We start from the raw sequence: 22,606 nt of genomic DNA, 5'->3' as shown, positions 1-22,606 counted from the left end.
ATAATCACAGCTTTTTTCTATATATATTCATCCCGTCTGTATCGCCTGCATACAATGTGAAACCCAGTTTCAATGCAAGCTGTATGGATGGGATATTTGTTTTCACTGTGCATATATACAATTCTTCTAAACCAAACCTGTCCTTAGCAATATCCACTATATGGTTCATAACTTCCCATGCCACATGCTTTCCCTGCCAGCTTTTTTTTACAAGATACCCAAGCTCCTGACAATTCTGTCCGTCTATACTACGGTTTTCAACGCCTGCCCTTGCCACTAGCTCACCTGTTTTCTTATCAAACACAAGCCACAGACCGTACCCGAAGAAGCCATACATATTCTCAATGTATTTTATTGTAAATGCTTTTTCATCCTTATATTCATATAATGGTTCAACATACTGGCAGTCTGAAAGTGTCTGATATAATTCGTATAAATTTGGTAAATCCCCCACTGTCATCTCCCGTATAATAAACCTCTCCGTTCTGGCAATTACAAGCGGCTCATTGTATTTTCTGGCACATACAAGTTTTAACAGGTCGTCATCAATATCTTCCTCATCATATACAACATATGAAGCTTTTCCAAGGTATGCTTCTCCAAGCCCTATATCAGGAATCTCCAGTGTTCCATCAGGGTTTAACGTATCTTTATCACTAATTATTATTTTTCTGCCTTCGCCCATATCAATACATTTTCTCATATATGCCTCTTCATAATTGTTTCTAAAGTTTTAATTTGACTTTTTATACTGTAGTATTTAGAATTAATTACATCACATTTTGCTCATGCAGACAAGCGGGCAATTTGATGAATTTCAGGAGGAATAATATGGCTAATCCAATAGTTACATTCACAATGGAAAACGGCGATGTGATGAAAGCTGAGCTTTATCCGGAAATCGCACCTACATCAGTTAATAATTTCGTTAATCTTGTTCAGAAGGGATTCTATGACGGACTTATATTTCACAGAGTAATCGCAGGTTTTATGATTCAGGGTGGTGACCCTGAAGGAACAGGTATGGGTGGTCCTGGCTACTCTATCAAGGGCGAATTCGCATCTAACGGATTTAAGAACGACTTAAAGCATACAAGAGGTGTTCTTTCAATGGCTCGTTCTATGAGACCTGATTCTGCAGGCTCACAGTTCTTTATCATGCACCAGAACGCTCCACATCTTGACGGAGATTACGCTGCTTTTGGTAAGCTTATCGAGGGTGAAGATGTTCTTGACAAGATTGCAGGCGTAGACACAGATTACAGCGACAGACCTAGAAAACCACAGGTTATGAAGACTGTTACTGTTGAGACATTTGGAGAGGAATATCCAGAACCAGAGAAGTTATAATTAAAGTTCATCCATTGACATCAAAAAGGCGGATACAGTTAATTGCTGTACCCGCCTTTATTATCTTTTATTATCTAGAAATGTCCGCCGGAGCCACTGTTTCCACCGCCTCCGCCGCTGCTTCCGCTGCTATTGTTGTGCTCTATATGTCTTGTAACAACTGTTGTATTAATGAACACATCTCTTCTGTCATTAACCTTAAAGTTATGGTCTTTCGTATATTCTGTGCTGCTTACAGTCATTCTTGCCTTGGCATTATGCATCATTGTAAGAACAGCAGCAACTGCAACACCTGATGCAATGAGAAGCTTTATCCACATTTTGTATGTAAGTTTTTTGACTATGCTTGTAGTCATGCACATATTCATATTCTTGATATACTTAGAAAATGCTTTGTAATAATCCTTATCCGAAAGCTTCTCCTCACACGCTTCTCTTATATCATCAATTGTCTCCTGTGAAATATCAGTTCCTGCCTTGCCCTGTGTATACATTCTATCAGCTCTTGATTTCATATCAACGCCATATATTACGGCATTCTGCGAATATCCGTTATCATCAAGGAATTTCTTAAGATAGCTGTCCATCGTACTGCCATCATGTCCTATATTAGTTGTGATAATAACTATATCACACTCTGAATCCTCAGATGCTTTCTTACACTGGCTCTTTAGCTTACTTATCTCATCAGCAGTAAGAATTCCTGCATTGTCATATACATATTCCTTTGATGAATCTGCATACACATCAGTCTTAATACTTAACAACACTCCCACACACATAAAGCATGCCATAATTATGCTCATGAAAGCCTTTATCTTCTTATTAATCTTCATCATATGAACAAAAGCCCTCCAAACATAGTAATGATAAGTGTAACAATGAATATTCCAGCGCCGAAGCCAAATGCTTTCTTTCCGCTTATCGGTCTGTCAGCAACTATCTTTCCTGTCTGTCCGTTAAGCATGAACTGGAAATTCTTCCTGTTAAACCTGTAATTAAGTACCCATACCGGAAATAATGCATACTGGCTCCCTGTTGGACGCATTGTTATGTCATTGTGAATTATATTAACAGATGAATAACCGGTAATTGTTGACATTGCAATGTCTGTTATATATTTGTCAGCTCTTCTTGTAGCTCTCTCCTGTATCTGGTCTGCCGTATAATTATATCTTTCTGAAAGATATCCTGACAGATATGGCATTGAAAATGCAGTTAATTCGTTATAGTTAAATGGCTCCAGCTTATCCATCGCATCATCAGGCATTTTCTCAGATGCATCAGCCGGAATCTTCTCAAACTTTGCAGATATATTTCTGAACACCTGAAAATGATCTGTGTATATATACTCTGTATCACCTTTTCTTGTTGTCCTGACCCTTTCTGCATTAGCATGCATATCTGTCTGTGCCGAATAATCATACAGCCAGTAAGGTACATACAGTCCGCTTATTTTCTCAATTGTTGAATTTCTTGATAAAGCAGATGGTGTGAGTGGTCCTTTCTTACACCAGTTTTTGTAAATCTCTACTGCTTTATCCTTGTTAATCTTAAATGGTATAATTGTTGATGGCTTGAATTCACCTTTAAGTCTGTCCTCCACAAGTGTCGGATTACCACAGAACGAACAAAATGTTGCCGATGTATACTCATCTGCTACAAGCTCTGCACCACATGTATTACAATGGTACATCTTCATCTCTTTGTCATATTCTCCCTGTGTACTGTTCTGTGAATATTTCTCTTCATATTCACGCACATCAATCTGCATTCCACATGACGGACAGCCTAATTTCTGTGTTGTACTGTCAAACTCCATAGCAGCACCACACCCAGGGCATTTGTAAATTGTTGGCATATTCCCCTCCTTAATCCACAGTCGTTCATAATTTATTCATATCTAATTCAATAAGATTTAACACTATGCACATTGTTTCTTCACTTTTGTTCAATATAATTCAATCATAAGAACAAGACATTTTCTACTATATGTTTTTCATAAATCGAGTTGTTAATAAACAGCTCTCCTCCCTCTTTCACCGTCTGCTACTCCGGCAGACGGTGTTTTTTATCCTGCATATAATTATAATACGACGAATGAAGCTATAACTAAAACCACTCCTATTATAATTATTATCTTTCCCTTCTTCTTATCTTTAGCAAGTTTTTCATTATTAAGTCTGGCTTTTTCATCATCAGGCATAATCTGTTCCTCATATGTCATTCTGACATCTCTTGCATCAAAGAATATGTTAAAATTATGTTTTGCCGTAAGATATGTTGCAAGTCCGACAATAATTACAACAATTCCTGCAAGAAAAAGCATGAACCCAATAAATGGCAGATAGCTTGTGCCAGCATGCTCTTCACTATTATAGAAATCCATTGCGGCACTGGTATCAGCTTCAAGTGCTATCCTGTTGATAAAAAATGTTAAATAACCCATACAGGTCTCCTCTCTTTAGATATTTCCTTAGGACATACATGATTATACATCATATTTCTTTGTATTAACACATAAATATCATATAAATATTCCTTTTCATTTTTAATGATATGAGATATAATGTTGTCATACAAAATCGTGCAATGGAGGTAAAGAAATATGTTAGTTTCAGCTAAAGAAATGTTAGACAAAGCTCTTGCCGGCAAATATGCTGTCGGACAGTTCAACATCAATAACCTTGAATGGACTAAGTCTATTCTCCTTACTGCACAGGAGATGAATGCTCCTGTAATCCTTGGTGTATCTGAAGGTGCTGGTAAGTATATGACAGGTTTCGAGACTGTTGCAGCCATGGTTAAGGCTATGGACAAGTCTCTTGGAATCACTGTTCCTGTTGCTCTTCATCTTGACCACGGAACATATGAAGGATGCTACAAATGTATCAAAGCAGGCTTCACATCTATTATGTTTGACGGTTCTCATTATCCAATTGATGAGAATATCAAGAAGACAACCGAGCTTGTCAATGTAGCTCATAATCTTGGTCTTTCTATTGAGGCAGAAGTTGGTTCAATAGGCGGCGAAGAAGATGGTGTTATCGGAATGGGTGAATGTGCAGACCCTGATGAATGTAAAGCTATTGCAGATCTTGGTGTAGACATGCTTGCAGCAGGTATCGGTAATATACATGGAAAGTATCCTGCTAACTGGCCAGGATTAAGCTTTGAGACTCTTGCAGCTGTTAAGGATAAGATTGGTGATATGCCATTAGTTCTTCATGGTGGTACAGGTATTCCTGCAGATATGATTCAGAAGGCAATCTCTCTTGGAGTTTCTAAGATTAATGTTAACACAGAGTGCCAGCTTTCATTTGCTGATGCAACAAGAAAGTATATTGAAGCAGGCAAAGACCTTGAAGGAAAGGGATTTGATCCTAGAAAGCTTCTGGCTCCAGGCTGCGAAGCAATTAAAGAAACTGTTCGCGAGAAGATTAATCTTTTTGGTTCAGCAGGAAAAGCTTGATGATGATTGGAGATTTTTATGAGTAACTTAAAGACAGATGAAGATGATGATTTTATAACATCTGCTTCACCTGAAACAGAACCAGACGAAGCGGATTTCGCTTTTGACGTTAAAGAAAAAAAGAAAAAGCGCTCAAGCATAATAAGCCGTATTATTTTAATTATATGTGCCTGCGTTTTTGTTTTTGCAGCAGTCAGGCTTGTATCCATTCTTCTTGAATATAAGAAGGGTAATGATATTTATGATAATATTGAAGGTAATGTCCTTGATGATACCCCTGTTAATATTACAATAGGTGAAGATAATCAGGATGTAACAATCCCTTTTGTCTATAATCATCAGGCTCTGCTTGATATTAATCCTGATGGTCTGGGTTTTCTTTATGTACCATCGGTAGATATAAGGCTTCCTATTGCCCAGACAACCGATAATGATTTTTATCTTACTCATACATTTGATAAAACTTACAACCGCAACGGATGCCTTTTCGTTGATTATCGAATTAAAGATGGTCTTAATGCCAGCCATGTTATTATATATGGACATAACATGGGTTCTGGTGCTATGTTTGGTACTCTTGCCAGATATAAGAATTCTGGTTTCTACCAGACGGAAGGTAATGATGTTTTTTATATATATACAGAGGATGTAATCCGTGAGTACAAGATTTTTACAGTATATATAACTGATCCAATAAGTGATACATTTACATTCAATTTCAGCAATCTGTCCGGCCTTCGCGAATACGCAAAGAATGTCCAGGCTGAATCACTGTACAATACCGGAGTCGATATTTCTAACGCAACACAGGTAGTTACATTTTCAACCTGCACAGATGATTCTAAACAACGTGTTATTGTATCAGGTACATATGTCGGAGAATCTAAGTTAGATAATGGAACATCTTCTGAAGCATCTGCATCCGCTTCAGAATAAGCATTTTAACACTCATATTTCATGCTGGCTTAATTTTTTTAATATTTTTAAAAAAGCACTTGCAAATTCATACAATATGAGTTATTTTATTTAAAGACAGTAGGCTGTCGCTAATTAAATAAGGTAGAACAAAGGCGTTCCATTTATATATTTGTATAAGTATATACTTGGGCGCCATTTTTTAGTTTTACTAATAAAAAGATAAGAAAAGGAAGGATGAGGAAGTTATGAGTGAAAGATTCAATGTAGCTGACATCTTCGGCGAGAATGTGTTTAATGACACAATTATGAAAGAGCGTTTACCAAAGAACGTTTACAAAAACCTTAAATTAACAATGGAAGGTGTGCAGGAATTATCTTTAGCAGATGCTGATGTTATCGCTAATGCTATGAAAGACTGGGCTATCGAGAAAGGTGCAACTCATTACACACATTGGTTCCAGCCTTTAACAGGAACTACTGCTGAGAAACATGATTCATTTATATCAGCACCTAAGTCAGACGGAAAGGTGCTTATGGAATTCTCAGGCAAGGAATTGATTAAGGGTGAACCTGATGCTTCATCATTCCCTTCAGGTGGTCTTCGTGCAACATTCGAGGCCAGAGGATATACAGCATGGGATTGTACATCTCCTGCATTCGTACGTGAAGGTGCCCAGGGTGCTACTCTTTGTATCCCTACAGCATTCTGCTCTTACACAGGTGAGGCTCTTGACCAGAAGACTCCATTACTTCGTTCAATGGATGCCATCAACGAGCAGGCTCTTCGTATTTTAAGACTTATGGGTAACACAACATCTAAGAAAGTTACTCCTTCTGTAGGCGCTGAACAGGAATACTTCATAGTAGACCGAGAGAAATATTTACAGAGAAAGGATCTTATCTTCTCTGGCCGTACTTTATTCGGAGCTATGCCTCCTAAGGGTCAGGAACTTGATGATCACTACTTTGGTTCTATCCGTGAAAGAATCGCAGCTTTCATGAAGGATGTTAATGAAGAATTATGGAAGCTTGGTGTATCTGCTAAGACACAGCATAACGAAGTTGCTCCTGCACAGCATGAGTTAGCTCCTATCTATGCACAGTGCAACATTGCAACTGATAACAACCAGCTTATGATGGAAGTTATGAAGAAGGTTGCTTACAGACATGGTCTTGTTTGCCTTCTCCATGAGAAGCCATTTGCAGGTGTTAACGGTTCTGGTAAGCATAACAACTGGTCTATCACAACTGATGATGGAATTAACATGCTTGATCCTGGTAAGACACCACATGAAAACTTCCAGTTCCTTCTTGTACTTGGTGCAATTATGAAGGCTGTTGATAAACATGCTGACCTTCTTCGTGAGTCTGCATCTGATGTTGGTAACGATCACAGACTTGGAGCTAATGAAGCACCTCCAGCTATCATCTCTATGTTCCTTGGCGAGCAGCTTGAAGATGTAGTTATGCAGTTAATCGATAAGGGTGATGCTACAAGCTCTATCCAGAAAGGTAAGTTAAAGACTGGTGCTTCTACTCTTCCAGACCTTAACAAGGATGCTACAGATAGAAACAGAACATCTCCATTCGCATTCACAGGTAACAAGTTTGAGTTCCGTATGGTTGGTTCTTCAGATTCTATCGCTCCTGCAAATGTTGTTCTTAATACAATCGTTGCAGAAAGTTTTAAGGAAATTGCTGATGAATTAGAGGGCTCTGAGGATATGCAGATGGCTGTCCATGATATGATTAAGAAGCTCTTCACAGACCATCACAGAGTTGTATTCAATGGTAACGGTTACTCAGATGAATGGGTAGCAGAGGCTGAAAGAAGAGGACTTCCTAATATCAAATCTATGGTTGAGGCTGTTGGTTCACTTGTTAAACCTGAAACAGTTAAGATGTTTGAAGGATTTGGTGTATTCACAGAAGCTGAATTAAAGTCAAGAGCTGAGATTAAGTACGAGGCTTACTCTAAGGCAATCAACATCGAAGCTAAGACAATGATAGATATGGCTGGCAAGGAAATCATTCCTGCTATTATCTCATACACAACAGAACTTGCTAACTCAGTACTTTCAGTTAAGGAAGCTGGTGCAGACGCTTCAGTTCAGGCAGACATCCTTACAGAAGTATCTGGTTACTTAAAGGAAATGAAAGCAGCTTCAGCTAAGCTTGCAGAGACAGTTGCTACAGCAGCTACATTTGAAGGAAAAGCACAGGCTGAATACTTCAGAGATACAGTAAAGGTTGCAATGGACGAATTAAGAGCTCCAGTAGATAAAGCCGAGATGATAGTAGATAAGGAATTCTGGCCATTCCCAAGCTACAGCGAATTATTATTCGAGGTATAATACATAACTAATTGTTATAAATCACTCTCATAAAAAGATAGCCGAAAACAGACAAGCAAAGCTGAATCTGTTTTCGGCTATCTTACTTTATATCCAGCCAGACAGGCGAAGCCGAATCTGGCTGGTTCTACTCACATCACAAAAAATCCCACTAATCAGACAGGCAATCCGATTCTGATTAGTGCGATTTTCACCCCTTGAAACATCCACTGTGTAGATTGCCAGTCTGGGGGTATCGGGCTGTGGCTTGATTTATTACGAGCTGTGCAGGAGTTAATGCCGCCATAGACAAAAGTTCAGCGTGCAAAAGCTCGTTCAAACGAAGTGCGTTTGCTTTTGCACGCTGTAAAAAGCTCTGTATATGGCGGCATTTACTCCTGCTAAGCGCAGTAATCCATGAAAGCCACAGCCCGATATCCCCAGACTGGCACCACCTACACGCTACTGTGGATAACTCAACCTCTCCTCAACCGGATTATCCAGAACCTCCTCCTTAAACTTCTTCATATATATCTTCGCAAGCTTAAGATTGTTATCCAGATAATTACCACAGTCTCTTGGTGAATATCCAGGAATTGGTGTATTATCGTCATAATTAAGAACATAGTCGGCAGCTTCTCTTAATATCCCGATAATATCCTCAGACTTTAAATCTCCTGCAAATATAACATAAAAACCTGTTCTGCAGCCCATAGGTCCGAAATATATAGTTTTCTCAGCCCATTCTGCATGATTCCTTAAAAATGTAGCAACAAGATGTTCAATTGAATGAATCCCAGGAGTATCCATAGGTGGCTCTTCATTAGGTCTTGTAAATCTTAAATCAAATGTTGTAAGACATACATCTCCGATATAATCCTTTCTTGATACATATACACCTGTCAGTAAATCAAGATGATTCACCGTAAAACTTGCTATCTTGTTCATTATGACTCCTTCTTTCTTATAAATACTATTCTTTTGTTATCTGTTGTTTCTATTAGCAGTTCTTTTATGCTTGATACAAATTTTGTCAGAGTTGAATATCCATATTCCTTTGCCTTGAATTTCGGATACTGACTATGTATTCTCTGTCCAAGTATTGCAAGCTCAACTCCTGTTGCCTTGCTTGCTCTGACATTATCTATTGCGTATTTAACAACCTGTTCTTTAATATTGTCATCTTCTTTGAGCTTTACCAGTACTGCATTATTAACCTTATATGTCTTGAACCCATCCATCTCATTGATAAATGTGGATAATGAGCTATACCCATAATTACGGACATCAAAGTCAGAATATTTTTTCTGCAAACGGCTTCCTATCTCTCCTAAATCCGTCTGCTTTCCCTTATTATCATTTTCCTGGATAATCTCAATAATAGCATTTTCGATTTTGGAAATTCGTATAATATTGTGTGATCTGTTAGGCCTCTGCTTATTATTAACAGCTGTAATTTCTTCGTCCTCCTGATCCTGTAAAAGTTCCAGATCAGTAAATACTGAACATGCTGCCCTGAATGACCTTGGTGTTTTGTTCTCACCCATTCCAATAACTTCCATGCCAGATTCACGCAGCCTGCTTGCCAGTCTTGTAAAATCTCCATCACTTGATACAATACAGAATCCATCCACATTTTTCGTATACAGAATATCCATAGCGTCAATTATAAGTGTTGAATCAGTAGCATTCTTGCCTACTGTGTTGCGAAACTGCTGTATTGGTGTAATTGAATTCTCCATCAATTCTTTCTTCCATTTGCCCGCCTGCGGACTTGTCCAGTCCCCATATATTCGCTTGTACGTTATAACGCCATACTTAGTCATTTCATCTAATATATTAGAAATATATTTTGATGAAATATTGTCCGAATCAATAAGAACCGCATACCTCTTATCGTCCATAGATTCCCCCTTAATATAAACATTACATCTGATGACGTACTATCTTATATTCGTCATTGCTCTGATAATATGGACACTGCTTATATGAAGAACTTAAAAGTCTTGCGTAATCGTCCTCGTCCATATCAACATCACATACATATCCTTCAATCTCCTCGTCATATACAAGGTTATTGCAGTAATCGCAATTATATTGTGATGACATATTTATTCCATCTCCTTATTATCTGCTGTCTGGCTGCCTGATGCGCCATTGAGTCTTCCCATTTCATCATATCTTTCAAGGAAATTATGCTTAACACCGTACTGCTTATACGCAATAACTGTATCAAGATTAACATTTTCAACACTTCTGAATATGTTCTTCTCAATGTAAGGGCTTACCTTAGTCAAATCTTTAATAAGCTGCTTGATCTCGCCTCTCTTAGAACCCTTTTCTGTACCACCACATGAAGCACAGCTCTCTGTAAGCCTGCATGCACACTGTATAAATGCAAGATTATTATAATCTCTCCAATGTATTATATCAGCTTCTCTTATAAGGTAAAGTGGTCTTATAAGTTCCATGCCCTCAAAATTAGTGCTGTGAAGCTTTGGCATCATAGTCTGAATCTGCGCACCGTATAACATTCCCATAAGAATTGTTTCAATAACATCATCATAATGATGACCTAACGCAATCTTATTGCAGCCCAGTTCTTTAGCCTTACTATACAGATATCCTCTTCTCATTCGGGCACACAGATAACATGGTGACTCCTCTATATCTGCAACCGTATCGAATATCTCTGATTTGAACACAGTTATAGGAATATCAAGAATCTTTGCATTATTAAGAATAACCTGATAATTAATATCATTGTATCCCGGATTCATAACTAAGAATACAAGTTCAAAATTATTCTTCCCATGTCTCTTAAGCTCCTGAAAAAGCTTCGCCATAAGCATTGAGTCCTTACCGCCTGATATACAGACAGCAATCTTATCTCCGTCCTGTATAAGGTCGTATTCATTAAGTGCCTGTGTGAACTTTCTCCATATAGGCTTTCTGAACTTCTTGACTATGCTCCGCTCTATTTCCTTAACTCTTTCTTCACCTGAAAGCTCATTCTCTGCCTGTGCTTCCTTGACATAATTCTCGAACTTCCACTTCATATAAGCGCCCCAGCCGCCATACAGACTGTAGACCTCATAACCCATTTCTTCAAGAATATCTGCCAGATCATCACTGTGCAGACCTGTATAGCACAGAAGATATATAGGAACACTCTTATCAAACTGCTGTGTGAATTTCTCAGGTGTTTCTTCAAGCACCTTAATCAGTTCCTCCCAGTACCAGTTTATGGCTCCGGGATATGTTTCCTTCTCGAATTCCTGCTTGTCTCTTACATCAATCAGAACCTTTTCTCTTTCATCATTCTGGTAATCAATTATTGTTTTCATCATCAACCTCTTCATCCTGCAAATCCTCAAGAATACGCAGTCCTGCCGTACTTGTAACAGGAAGTGAGAACACAATAGTTCCTGCCTTGCTGTCTACGCCGGCTTTGTCCATTATAGCACGCATAATAGCATTTTTCTGTGATGACTTTGCAACAATAAGAATTACTTCCTTCTCTGAAACAAGCGAAACTCCAAGGAACTGCTCTGCCCGTTTCATTCCAACACCCTTTCCATGAAGCACCGTTCCACCTGTTGCACCGCCTTCTTCCGCTGCTCTCATCACCTGTGTATTATATCCATAATTAGCTATTGCAACAATAAGTTCATGTTTAGTATCCTTCAATGTGCTCTCATCTCCTTTCTTATATTCCTGCCCGTCAATTAAGAATCCCAGCTCTCTCTTGCCACCAATACTGCTTAGCGACACTATAAATGCGATTCCGGTTCCTGGCACATCTATTCTTAACTTACTCTGAAGCCCCTTCTTAACATTCTTCCATGTATTCTCTGTAACAAGTGACATATGGATACCCTTCTCGTCATCCTCAAGTCCCAGTAAATCAAGTACATCACTTGATGCTGTTCCCCTGCCTAACGATATATTAGCTGCTTCAACATTATAATCCTTATAGCAATCAACAAAACGCGGCATATTCTTCCTGCTGCATATTGTTACCATTACATATACTTCACTCATATCCATCTACCTCTATAATTCAATAATCGCATCATCTGAAAGCTCTGCAAACATATCCACAATAGGTGTAACAGTCTGTGGCACATTTGCTCTCCTGCTGTCCTTGATTCTGTATATAACACCAAGTATCTGCAAAGTTATAAGAGGTGTCATGGCAACCATGGCAACAACACCGAATGCGTCAGTTACAATATTACCGCCTACTGCGAGACATGCTCCCTGTGCCAGTGGCAGTAAAAATGTAGCTGTCATCGGACCTGACGCAACTCCTCCGGAGTCAAATGCTATGGCAGTGAATATCTTAGGAACAAAAAGCGTAAGTATCAGTGCTATTCCATAACCCGGAATAAGAAAACATAATATTGAGATGCCTGTCAGCACTCTTATCATTGAAAGGCCAACAGATACTGCAACACCTACAGAAAGACTTATCTGCATTGATTTGCCTGATATGCTTCCTGATGTCAGTTCTTCTACCTGATGCATAAGCACATATACAGCAGGCTCTGCCTTAACAATGAAATATCCTATTATCATGCCAGTAGGTACGATAATCCATCTAAATGATAATGAAGCAAGCACTGAACCAAGATAATTACCTGCTGGAATAAATCCAACATTAGCACCTGTAAGAAAAAGTACAAGTCCAATATATGTATACACAAGTCCAACGCATATCTTAATAAGCGACTTCTTATTCATCTTTGGAGCAAATATCTGAAACACTCCGAAAAATACAACTATCGGAAGAAGTGACAGTGCTATTTCTTTCAGATATTTCGGTATCTCATACAGGAATAGCTTACCAAGTTCAACAGAATCGCTTACTTCAGAAATTGCTGTTGTTGTAAAATTACCCTCTGTACTATAAACCATTCCAAGAATAAGAACTGCAAGTATTGGACCGATTGAACATAATGATACAAGGCCAAAACTATCATTGCCGGCATGTTTATCGTTTCGGATAGAAGAAATACCCACACCAAGAGCCATTATAAATGGTACAGTCATCGGTCCTGTCGTTACTCCGCCTGAGTCAAATGCAACTGCAAGAAAATCCTTAGGAACAAACATCGCAAGTGCAAAAACAATTGCATAAAACACTAGCAGAAGCGGCGCTAACGGTATTCCAAAAAGTATTCTTAAAAGTGCAGCAACAAGAAATACACCCACTCCAACTGCTACAGATAATATAAGCACCATATTAGGAACTGCTGCCACCTGTCCTGCAAGCACCTGCAAATCCGGCTCAGAAATCGTAATTATAACTCCAAGAATAAATCCAATTGCTACAATCATCCATAATTTCTTAGTCCTTAACATACTTCCGCCAACTCTTTCACCCATTGGCGTCATGGACAATTCTGCCCCTAAAGAAAAAAACACCATGCCAATAATAACCAGCACGGCTCCAACAATGAATTCAACCAGTATACTAGGTGAAAGAGGTGCTATTGTGAAGCCAAGAAGCAACACTATAAGCATTATCGGTACTACCGCACTAACAGACTCCTTTGTCTTTTCCTTCATCTTCTCTCTTACCACTGTATTCTGGTAACTAAATTGTGTCCTTAATAATCCAGCCTTCAATAAAATCTCCCTTCGCTCTTAAATATCAGTTTCGGGTTACATAGTAATATATTAACATCTAATAATTGTACTGGCTACTTAAAATTTTATAAAAAGTGCCCGGATCAGAACACTTTTTATAAATTAAAACTCAATTATAAATTGTCATTTTCTTTCTCTCTGAGCAGTTCCTCATACTTTAACTGGTATGCAATCAGCCGTGGAATGTATTCTGGTGGAGTTCTTCTTGATGCCTCCCAGTCCTCTAATGTACGCACAGGAATACCTGTGTGCTGTGAAAATTCTTTTCTAGTCATTCCAACGCTTTCTCTGAGCTGCTTTATTGTCTCTGCTATAGTCATAATATATCCCCTCTTAATGCATTTTTATTATTGTAACATAGTCTTGTATGTTACGCAATGCGTTGTTTTGTCGTATGCTTTATTTCAATCACATACTTCTCTTTTAATTTTGAGCATCTATTCTGTGCAATGATACCTTCATGCTACAACATTAATCAATTGCCGGCTGTTCTTTCAAAATCAGTGCCACACTCTCCACATGCACCGTATGCGAGAACTGATCCACAGGCTGCACCTTAACAGTCTTGTAACCTTTAGCCGCAAGGAGGCCTAAGTCACGGGCGAGTGTTGCCGAATCGCAGCTTACATACACGATACGCTTAGGCGACATCTTGACAATAGTATCAAGAAGCGACTCGTCGCAGCCCTTTCTTGGCGGGTCAACGACTACAACATCAGGAGTAATGCTCTTTCTTGCTTCCTCACGCTGAGCTTCGGTTGCAGATGTGTCTGCTGCCAGCCGCGCCATTTCTTCATAAAAATGCGGTACGACCTCCTCAGCCTTTCCAACAAAGAATTCAGCATTATCAATGCCGTTAATTGCCGCATTGTTCTTAGCATCTTCTATGGCTTGCGGAACAATCTCAACACCATATACCTTTCTTGCATTCTTGGCAAGGAATAACGATATTGTTCCTATTCCGCAATATAAGTCCCATACAGTCTCATTGCCTGTAAGACTTGCGTATTCAAGGGCTTTTCCATACAGCTTCTCAGTCTGTCTTGGATTAACCTGAAAGAACGAAAGCGGTGATATCTGATATTTAATGTCGCCAATATAATCTTCAATATAGCTTTTTCCCCACAGAGTCTCACACTGTCTGCCAAGAATAACATTAGTGTTCTCCGTGTTGAAATTAAGCATAATTGATCTGATGCATTTGTCTGTACTTATATCTGAATCAAGCGACACTTCTGTAAGACGTCCTACAAGTGATTCCTTTAACTTATCAGACATCTTAGTGCCGTTAATAACAAGACAGACCATTATCTCGTCTGTGTGGAAGCCTGTTCTTATAAGGACATGACGCACAAGCCCTCTTCCGGTCTGTTCATCATATGGTGCAACACCGTTGAACTCCATCCAGCTCTTTATCACAGCAAGAATATACTGGTTCTCGACAGCACCAATCTTGCAGTCTGTACATGAGATAATAGAGTGCGTTCTTCCTGCATAGAAGCCCATCACAATGCTTCCATCTTTGGCAGTTCCAACCGGATACTGCGCTTTATTTCTGTATCTGAAAGGCTCTTCCATTCCGATTGCCGGAAAAAACTCATACCCTTCTATCTTACCGATTCGCTTGAGATTATCGTCAACCAGCTTTTCCTTAAATCTAAGCTGTGCCTGATAACTCATCTGCTGAATCTGACAGCCACCGCACTGTCTTGCGACAGGACAGGCAGGAGTCACTCTGTCAGATGAAGCCTCAATAATCTTTTCAAGCCTTGCATAGCCGTAATTTTTCTTGGCTTTAATAATTTTTGCCTCAATCTTGTCGCCGATTATCGCATCCTTAACAAAGAGGGTATATCCGTCAACCTTGCCGATACCCTCTCCTCCGGTTCCTATATCTTCTATTACAAATGTTACTTTATCATCTTTCTTAAAACTCATTAGTTGTCCTTCTTATATTAGAATCAAGCCATCTGTTATAACCAAGCCAGTCGTTGGTATCCTTGGCTTCAAGTGCTTCCCTTAATGTCTCAAGCTTTGCATCCATATTATCAGCCATAGATAATGCGACAGCCTCTGCTATTGACGGCTTCTTAGGTGAGCCGTACTCAAGCTCTCCGTGATGTGAAAGTACACAGTGTCCAATCTGCATTGCAAGCATATCAGGGAATCCGTCTATCTGCTTAACCTTCTCCATAACCATCTCATATCCAATAACGATATGTCCTAAGAAATTACCCTCGTCAGTGTAATCATTCTTAGGAAATTCAGATAATTCCTTAACCTTGCCGACATCATGCAGCATTGCACATGTTATAAGCAGATCCCTGTTAAGAAAATCATAGTTGCTGCTCATCTTGTCACATAATCTTGTAACACTTAAGCTGTGCTCTAACAATCCGCCAGCGAAACCGTGATGTACTGTCTTGGCTGCTGATACACATTTGAACTTCTTTGCAAATGTTTCATCTTTAAAGAAAGAATATAACAGCTGCTTCATATATGTACTCTTAACACTGTCTACATACTTCATCAGTTCTGCAAACATATTATCAATATTATATCTTGAAGATGGTACATAATCTGCTGCAACATATTCATTCTCTGATGCAATTCTTGCTCTCTCTATCTTAAACTGTAATGCTCCGTTATAGCTTGTTACCTGTCCTGTTACCGCAACATAATCATTAACATCAAATTCAGCAATTCCGCCTGAATTAAGGTCCCATATCTTAGAGTCAATCTGTCCTGTCTTATCAGCAAGCATTACATTGGCATATTCCTTGCCTGTCTTAGTAAGTGCTATTGATTTTGATTTGCACAGATATACCTCTGAAATTCTCTCACCATCTTTAAGAGTCTCTATATAACGCATAAATCCTTCTGCCTCCGTTAATTAAGTTGTTTTAGCTGTACACTTACTGAAAATGCTACATCTGAATAGCCATCTTTTCCCTGCCTCATAGCTGTCACATACATAGCTTCTCCATCAGCGCACTGATATAGTTTCTCACTAAACTGCTGAATTGTCAAAACACTTTGTCCATTAATTGCACTAATTACATCTCCTGCCTGCAATCCTGCATAATAAGCAGGCGAATCAATATCCACATTAGATATGTATACACCTCTCGGAAGTCCGTATTTGGCTGCAAGCTCCTCTGTTACATTCTGTCCTGTAATACCACAGTACATGATTCCATGCTCATTAATCATAGTCTCAATCTGTGCCTTAAGGTCAGATATTCCAATGAATTTCGAACTTGTATCTGTTGAAGCCTTAGATACACCAACTACATTTCCTTCAGAATTAAACAATATGGCAAAACCGCCCGCCGTAATACTTACACTTGTCTCAAAAACCTCATAACCGCTGTCTTTACTATACTCAACCTTAGAACCTGCAATTGTTCCGTATGACACGCCTTTCGAAGTCTCATAAAGCTTTCCTGATGCAATCACAAGATCTCCCTGCTTTACCATATAAGAATTATCCAGCTGCGCAACTGCGATACTGTTACGTTGTTCAGCTGTAAGCTTAGATGCATTAATACTCACAATTCCTATTCCTGAAGCTGTATTTCTGCATACAAATGCAGCTTCTGTCTGGACTTCATCAGAAAGCCTTACTATATAATTCATTCCAGGTTCTAAAAGGCTTGAACTTGTAAGCACAAGATATGTTGAATTAACATTGGCAACCACAAGTCCTGCCACCTCTGTCTGACTGCTTTCAATTGTCGGAACATTAGAAAATGGCTGTTCTATGTCAACAGAAACCACACATTTATTAACATCCTCAACTTTTGCGCGAAGAGCTGCCATAGCAGCCTCATAATTATCTTTCAGGTCCTTCTCTGTCAATATATCTGAATATTCTGCCGTCTGGTTCTCTGCAAGTATGTAATTATCCTTCTGGATATATATGACATTCTTGTCCTTATTCTTTTCTTCAATCCTTTTCTGTAATACCGGATATAAAAATACCATAAACAAAGTTGCCGCTATTACGACAGAAACAGCAAAAAGCAGCAACTTGCCTATTCTTATAAGCCACTTGTATTTCTTAGCCGGATGAAGAACTACCTGTTCTGTATACAGGTCATACTTTTCCTTATCATCTTCATTAGTTCCCATTTCGGACTCCTTATGTAATTTTCGTCTCTTATGAATACAATTATATCATAGTTTATATTACGATTATGAACAATTTATGACTTACATGTAAATATTTATAAGCAAAATATAGTTTTTTTCCCTTAAATGCTGTAAACTTATAAAGTATGAAAAGATTGTTTTTAGTTTTTGGAGGTCTTTCGTGAATAAGAAATCTTTATCCACTTTGGAATTTTATAAAATTACCGACCAGCTTGTTTCATATGCATGCTGTGACGGAGCTAAGAAAATACTTCGTAACTTAAAGCCTATGACTGATATAACAGACATCAACTTACGTCTCGATGAGACTAATGATGCACTTTCAAGAATTTTTCAGAAAGGTACTGTTGATTTCAGCCAGACTAAGGATATACGTGCTTCTGTTGCGAGACTTAAGGTTGGAAGCTCCCTTAATATATCAGAACTTCTTAATATAAGTGCCATCCTTTCATGTGCAAAGCATGTTAAGGATTACTATGAGCATCGTGAGGATTCTATATCAGGGATGCTTGAAAACCTTGCAACTGTTGATACTCTCAATTCCCAGATTAAGAAATGTATTATCTCTGAAGATGAGATAAGTGATGACGCAAGTTCCAACTTAAGAAGTATCAGAAGAAGCAAATCAATAGCCAATGACAGAATACATTCTGAACTTAACAAATTGCTTAATTCTCCTACTTACAGGACTTATCTTCAGGATTATGTTATTACCACAAGACAGGGACGTTACTGTCTGCCAGTTAAAGCTGAATATAAGTCAGCATTTCCTGGTATGATACATGACCAGTCATCTACTGGTTCTACTCTCTTTATTGAGCCTGCAGCAGTTGTAAAGCTCAATAATGATATCCGTGAGTTAGAGCTTAAGGAAGCAGCAGAGATTGAAGTTATTCTTGCTGACTTAAGTGTGAAAGCCGGTGAACATACTGAGGAGCTTCTGTGTAATTATGAAATACTTGTCGAACTTGACTGTATATTTGCAAAGGCGCAGCTTGCCAGACATATGCATGCAAGCCGTCCGGTCATGAATACATCAGGAATTATCAATATCAAAAAAGGACGTCACCCACTTATCGAGCCACATACTGTTGTTCCTATTGACATCTATCTTGGAACAGATTTTAAGCTTCTAATCATCACTGGTCCTAACACAGGTGGTAAGACTGTTTCTTTAAAGACTGTAGGACTTCTTACACTTATGGCACAGTCGGGTTTATTCATCCCAGCTCTTGACCATTCAGACATTGCCGTATTTAAGAATATATATGCTGATATCGGTGATGAGCAGAGTATTGAACAGAGTTTAAGTACATTTTCATCACACATGACCAACACTGTTAAGATTCTTAAAGAAGCTGATGAAAACTGCCTTGTACTTTTTGATGAGATTGGTGCCGGAACTGACCCTACAGAAGGTGCTGCCCTTGCTATCGCAATTCTTAATGACCTTAAGATGCGCGGTGTTACAACCATGGCAACAACTCACTACAGTGAAATCAAGCTTTATGCGCTTTCTACTGAAGGTGTTGAAAATGCAAGCTGTGAGTTCGATGTTGAATCGCTCCGTCCTACTTACAGACTGCTTATAGGCATTCCGGGAAAAAGTAACGCATTTGCAATCTCTAAGAAACTCGGACTTCCTGATTATATTCTCTCTGACGCATCAGAAAGACTTAACGCGGAAGATGTACATTTTGAAGATATCGTATCTGACCTTGAGCATGCAAGAATTTCTCTTGAGAAGGAGCAGGCTGAGGTTGAAAGCTATAAGGCTGAGATTGCCTCTCTTAAAGAAAAGCTTCAGGCTAAGAATGAAAGGCTTGATGAAAGAACTGACAACATTATCCGTAAGGCCAATGAACAGGCTGCTGCCATCTTAAAAGATGCCAAGGATTTCGCAGATGAAACTATCAAAGCCATGAACAAGCACGGAATGACAGTTGCTGAGCTTGAAAAGCACCGTACTGCTGTCCGTGAGAAGATGAATAAGAATCAGGCAAAGTTAAAGGTAGAGCCTGCCAAGGTTAAAGCACACAAGGCACATGATATATCTGAATTCAAGACAGGCATGCATGTAAAAGTTCTTACTATGAATGTTTCCGGTACTGTTTCTGCAATTCATCCAGCCAAGAAGCAGGTTACTGTTCAAGTAGGTGCATTAAGCACTAAGATTGATATCAAGAATCTTGAAATTCTTTCAGACTATAAAGAGCCAAAGGAAGCTCCATCAAAGGCTGCTGGCGGTTCCGGTAAGATTAAGATGAGCAAGTCAGCAGGAATATCAACTGAGATTAATCTTCTCGGCTGTACAGTTGACGAGGCTGTTGCCCGCCTTGATAAATATCTTGATGACGCTTACATTGCCAGGATTCCACAGGTCCGTATCGTTCACGGTAAAGGAACCGGCGCATTAAGAAACGGTGTAACCGCTTATCTTCGCGGTGTTCCATATATAAAGAGCTTCCGCCTCGGCGAAATCGGCGAGGGTGATGCTGGTGTAACTATTGTTGATTTCAAATAATTATTATTGGGGGATATTATTATGGCATCTAAACAGCGAATACTTATTGTAGATGATGATGAAAATATTGCAGAACTTATATCTTTGTATCTTACAAAAGAATGTTACGAAACAAAGATTGTGTATGATGGAGAAAGTGCTCTGTCTGAGCTTTCTGTATTCAAGCCCAATCTCATTCTTTTAGACCTCATGCTTCCCGGTATTGACGGCTATCAGGTGTGCCGTGAGATAAGAAAGAATAACAATGTTCCTATAATTATGCTCTCCGCCAAGGGCGAAACATTTGACAAGGTACTAGGACTTGAGCTTGGTGCAGATGACTATATTATCAAACCTTTTGAAACTAAAGAGATGGTTGCCCGTGTAAAGGCTGTGCTTAGAAGATACCATATGCCTCAGAGTATCGGTGTTGATTCTTCTAATGCCAAATGTGTCAATTACCCCGACCTCTCTATCAACCTCGATAATTATTCGGTTAATTATATGGGCAAAAATGTCGAGATGCCGCCTAAGGAACTTGAGCTCTTATATTTCTTAGCCTCTGCTCCTAATCAGGTGTTTACAAGAGAACAGCTTCTTGACAATATATGGGGATATGAATATATCGGAGATACAAGAACCGTTGATGTACACATTAAGAGAATCCGTGAGAAAATCAAAGATCATGCCCACTGGAATATTGAAACAGTATGGGGAATTGGTTACAAGTTCGTAACTAAATAAAAAGGGCAGAACAAGGGAGGCAGACTAACATTGAAAGGATTCAGTACACTCAGCAAACACATTTTCATATATATAGCTATATGTGTAATCAGTTTTATTCTTGTATCAACAATATGTTATAAAGCAGATTATAAGCACATATACAATTATTATTCTGACAGACTGTATCTTCAGGCTAATGAAATAGCAAACGAATATGCTCTTGATTATCTTGCAGAATCCAAGCTGAGACGAATAGAACTTGAAATGAAATCATTATCCACATTTAACGACACCAGAATTATGTTCATTACTCCTTCTGGTGATGTTATTCTTGATACTAACAACAGTTCCACGGACAAGAGTAATGAGGACAGGATTTTATTCTCAATCAATGATTTTGACTATGGTGACCTCAAAGGAAAACACGATATTTTATGGGATTTTTACGGACTGTTTTCCGAACCTGCATTAAGTGTTTTTTCGCCTATCTCGAACTCCTTCGAAATTAAGGGTTATGTTGTTATTAATATACCTGAATCTGCCATCGTTGAACGCGTTTATGACACATTTAACACAAATTATCTTACACTTGCAATTGTACTTATTCTGTCATCTGCATTCCTTGTTCTATATTTCTTTCAGGTTCACAGACCTATTAAAGAAATCACAAGGGCAACTAACGAATACAGTAAAGGTAATCTTTCCTACCACGTTAAACCTATGCATAATGACGAGATTGGACGTCTTGGAATGTCTCTTGATTACATGGCTTCACAGCTTAATGAATCAGATAAATTCCAGCAGAAGTTCCTGTCTAATATATCTCACGATTTCAGATCTCCGCTTACTTCTATCAAGGGATATCTGGAAGCTATCCAGGATGGAACTATTCCACCTGAAATGCTTGATAAATATATAGGTATAATGCTTTTTGAGACCGAAAGACTCACTAAGCTGACAAGTAATATTCTTACTCTTAATGAACTCGATCCTAAGTCAGTAAGACTTGATATATCAACATTTGACCTTAATTCAATAATCAGACACACTGTTGAGACATTCGAGGGAACATGCAAGAAGAAGGGCATTAAATTCAATATTACATATGCTAACAGTGTACAGAATGTTAAGGCAGACAAGGGCAGAATCCAGCAGGTTATATATAATCTTATAGACAACGCCATTAAGTTCAGTAAAGAAAATTCTTACATATACATAACAGTCAAGGAAAAGGGCGAGAAAGCGCAGATATCCATTAAGGATACAGGCTGCGGAATTGCCAAAGAAGATATTGATAAAATCTGGGACAGATTCTATAAATCAGACTCTTCACGAGGCCGTGACAAGAAAGGCTCCGGTCTTGGTCTTTCAATAACCAAGGAAGTTATTCAGGCACATGGTGAGAATATCGATGTTGTAAGTACTGTAGGTGTCGGTACAGAATTCATATTCACACTTGAACTTGCAAAATAAAAACACACGGACATGCGTAAC

At 38.8% G+C, this 22,606-nt stretch carries 21 protein-coding genes; 7 read left to right on the top strand and 14 right to left on the bottom strand.

What is annotated here, in order from left to right; translation table 11 throughout:
- Positions 1-4: 4 nt before the first annotated feature.
- Positions 5-703 carry a GNAT family N-acetyltransferase gene (locus GKE48_RS11395; protein WP_154301114.1) on the bottom strand — a complete coding sequence of 233 codons (699 nt, stop codon included), beginning with the start codon at positions 701-703 and terminating at the stop codon, positions 5-7.
- 128 nt (positions 704-831) lie between these two features.
- Between GKE48_RS11395 and GKE48_RS11390 the strand changes: the two genes are divergently transcribed.
- Positions 832-1,350 (top strand): peptidylprolyl isomerase, encoded by a 519-nt coding sequence (locus tag GKE48_RS11390; protein ID WP_041688281.1) that lies wholly within the window; start codon positions 832-834, stop codon positions 1,348-1,350.
- Between the two features lie 74 nt (positions 1,351-1,424).
- Here GKE48_RS11390 and GKE48_RS11385 read toward each other — a convergent pair whose 3' ends face one another.
- The 3 genes from GKE48_RS11385 to GKE48_RS11375 all read right to left on the bottom strand — a co-directional run bounded on the left by GKE48_RS11385 (position 1,425) and on the right by GKE48_RS11375 (position 3,799).
- Positions 1,425-2,189 (bottom strand): TPM domain-containing protein, encoded by a 765-nt coding sequence (locus GKE48_RS11385; RefSeq protein ID WP_119218328.1) that lies wholly within the window; start codon positions 2,187-2,189, stop codon positions 1,425-1,427.
- On the bottom strand, positions 2,186-3,211 hold the full coding sequence (locus GKE48_RS11380; protein WP_055286574.1) for a TFIIB-type zinc ribbon-containing protein: 1,026 nt from the start codon (positions 3,209-3,211) through the stop codon (positions 2,186-2,188). Before GKE48_RS11380 ends, GKE48_RS11385 begins: the two co-directional genes overlap by 4 nt.
- 225 nt (positions 3,212-3,436) lie before the next feature.
- Positions 3,437-3,799: a DUF3899 domain-containing protein gene (locus tag GKE48_RS11375; protein WP_022097650.1), complete on the bottom strand. Its 363-nt coding sequence runs from the start codon at positions 3,797-3,799 to the stop codon at positions 3,437-3,439.
- A 159-nt stretch (positions 3,800-3,958) separates the two neighbouring features.
- Here GKE48_RS11375 and fba point away from each other — a divergent pair, with 159 nt between their 5' ends.
- The 3 genes from fba (at position 3,959) to GKE48_RS11360 (ending at position 8,094) form a co-directional block, all read left to right on the top strand.
- Entirely contained in the window at positions 3,959-4,822 is an 864-nt protein-coding gene (fba, locus tag GKE48_RS11370; RefSeq protein ID WP_055215796.1) for a class II fructose-1,6-bisphosphate aldolase, read from the top strand.
- An 18-nt stretch (positions 4,823-4,840) separates the two neighbouring features.
- The gene (locus tag GKE48_RS11365; protein ID WP_055215795.1) at positions 4,841-5,758 is read left to right on the top strand and encodes a class B sortase; all 918 of its coding nucleotides are present in this window, start codon (positions 4,841-4,843) and stop codon (positions 5,756-5,758) included.
- Between the two features lie 227 nt (positions 5,759-5,985).
- On the top strand, positions 5,986-8,094 hold the full coding sequence (locus tag GKE48_RS11360; RefSeq protein WP_012740056.1) for a glutamine synthetase III family protein: 2,109 nt from the start codon (positions 5,986-5,988) through the stop codon (positions 8,092-8,094).
- A 441-nt stretch (positions 8,095-8,535) separates the two neighbouring features.
- Here the strand turns inward: GKE48_RS11360 and GKE48_RS11355 are convergent, their stop codons facing one another.
- From GKE48_RS11355 to GKE48_RS11310, 10 genes are all read right to left on the bottom strand, one after another.
- Entirely contained in the window at positions 8,536-9,021 is a 486-nt protein-coding gene (locus tag GKE48_RS11355; RefSeq protein ID WP_154301113.1) for an S-ribosylhomocysteine lyase, read from the bottom strand.
- Positions 9,021-9,977, bottom strand: a complete 957-nt coding sequence (locus GKE48_RS11350) for an NYN domain-containing protein (protein ID WP_055286568.1) — start codon at positions 9,975-9,977, stop codon at positions 9,021-9,023. Before GKE48_RS11350 ends, GKE48_RS11355 begins: the two co-directional genes overlap by 1 nt.
- Before the next feature lie 22 nt (positions 9,978-9,999).
- Positions 10,000-10,182 (bottom strand): DUF6472 family protein, encoded by a 183-nt coding sequence (locus GKE48_RS11345; RefSeq protein ID WP_012740059.1) that lies wholly within the window; start codon positions 10,180-10,182, stop codon positions 10,000-10,002.
- Between the two features lie 2 nt (positions 10,183-10,184).
- Entirely contained in the window at positions 10,185-11,420 is a 1,236-nt protein-coding gene (locus GKE48_RS11340) for a PP-loop family protein (RefSeq protein ID WP_154301112.1), read from the bottom strand.
- On the bottom strand, positions 11,404-12,117 hold the full coding sequence (locus tag GKE48_RS11335; RefSeq protein WP_154301111.1) for a P-II family nitrogen regulator: 714 nt from the start codon (positions 12,115-12,117) through the stop codon (positions 11,404-11,406). The genes GKE48_RS11340 and GKE48_RS11335 overlap by 17 nt, the downstream gene beginning before the upstream one ends.
- Positions 12,118-12,129: 12 nt before the next feature.
- Positions 12,130-13,647, bottom strand: a complete 1,518-nt coding sequence (locus GKE48_RS11330; protein WP_243138501.1) for a DUF1538 domain-containing protein — start codon at positions 13,645-13,647, stop codon at positions 12,130-12,132.
- 194 nt (positions 13,648-13,841) lie between these two features.
- Positions 13,842-14,048: a helix-turn-helix domain-containing protein gene (locus tag GKE48_RS11325; protein WP_012740063.1), complete on the bottom strand. Its 207-nt coding sequence runs from the start codon at positions 14,046-14,048 to the stop codon at positions 13,842-13,844.
- Between the two features lie 151 nt (positions 14,049-14,199).
- Positions 14,200-15,666: a 23S rRNA (uracil(1939)-C(5))-methyltransferase RlmD gene (rlmD, locus tag GKE48_RS11320; RefSeq protein ID WP_154301109.1), complete on the bottom strand. Its 1,467-nt coding sequence runs from the start codon at positions 15,664-15,666 to the stop codon at positions 14,200-14,202.
- A complete protein-coding gene (locus tag GKE48_RS11315) occupies positions 15,656-16,600 on the bottom strand; it encodes a 3'-5' exoribonuclease YhaM family protein (protein ID WP_154301108.1) in 945 nt (314 codons plus the stop codon). The genes rlmD and GKE48_RS11315 overlap by 11 nt, the downstream gene beginning before the upstream one ends.
- A 17-nt stretch (positions 16,601-16,617) precedes the next feature.
- Positions 16,618-17,862 (bottom strand): S1C family serine protease, encoded by a 1,245-nt coding sequence (locus GKE48_RS11310; RefSeq protein WP_154301107.1) that lies wholly within the window; start codon positions 17,860-17,862, stop codon positions 16,618-16,620.
- A 181-nt stretch (positions 17,863-18,043) separates the two neighbouring features.
- Between GKE48_RS11310 and GKE48_RS11305 the strand changes: the two genes are divergently transcribed.
- Genes GKE48_RS11305 through GKE48_RS11295 form a run of 3 tightly spaced genes read left to right on the top strand, consistent with a single transcriptional unit; the run spans position 18,044 to position 22,585 of the window.
- The gene (locus GKE48_RS11305) at positions 18,044-20,407 is read left to right on the top strand and encodes an endonuclease MutS2 (RefSeq protein ID WP_055216322.1); all 2,364 of its coding nucleotides are present in this window, start codon (positions 18,044-18,046) and stop codon (positions 20,405-20,407) included.
- 21 nt (positions 20,408-20,428) lie between these two features.
- The gene (locus GKE48_RS11300; RefSeq protein WP_022099057.1) at positions 20,429-21,130 is read left to right on the top strand and encodes a response regulator transcription factor; all 702 of its coding nucleotides are present in this window, start codon (positions 20,429-20,431) and stop codon (positions 21,128-21,130) included.
- Positions 21,131-21,160: 30 nt separating this feature from the next.
- Positions 21,161-22,585 (top strand): HAMP domain-containing sensor histidine kinase, encoded by a 1,425-nt coding sequence (locus GKE48_RS11295; protein WP_154301106.1) that lies wholly within the window; start codon positions 21,161-21,163, stop codon positions 22,583-22,585.
- Positions 22,586-22,606: the final 21 nt, after the last annotated feature.

The organism is Lachnospira eligens, assembly GCF_009680455.1.
GTDB lineage: Bacteria > Bacillota > Clostridia > Lachnospirales > Lachnospiraceae > Lachnospira > Lachnospira eligens_A.
The sequence above is the reverse complement of the archived record's forward strand: the minus strand, read 5'-3'. Positions and strand labels throughout refer to the sequence as shown.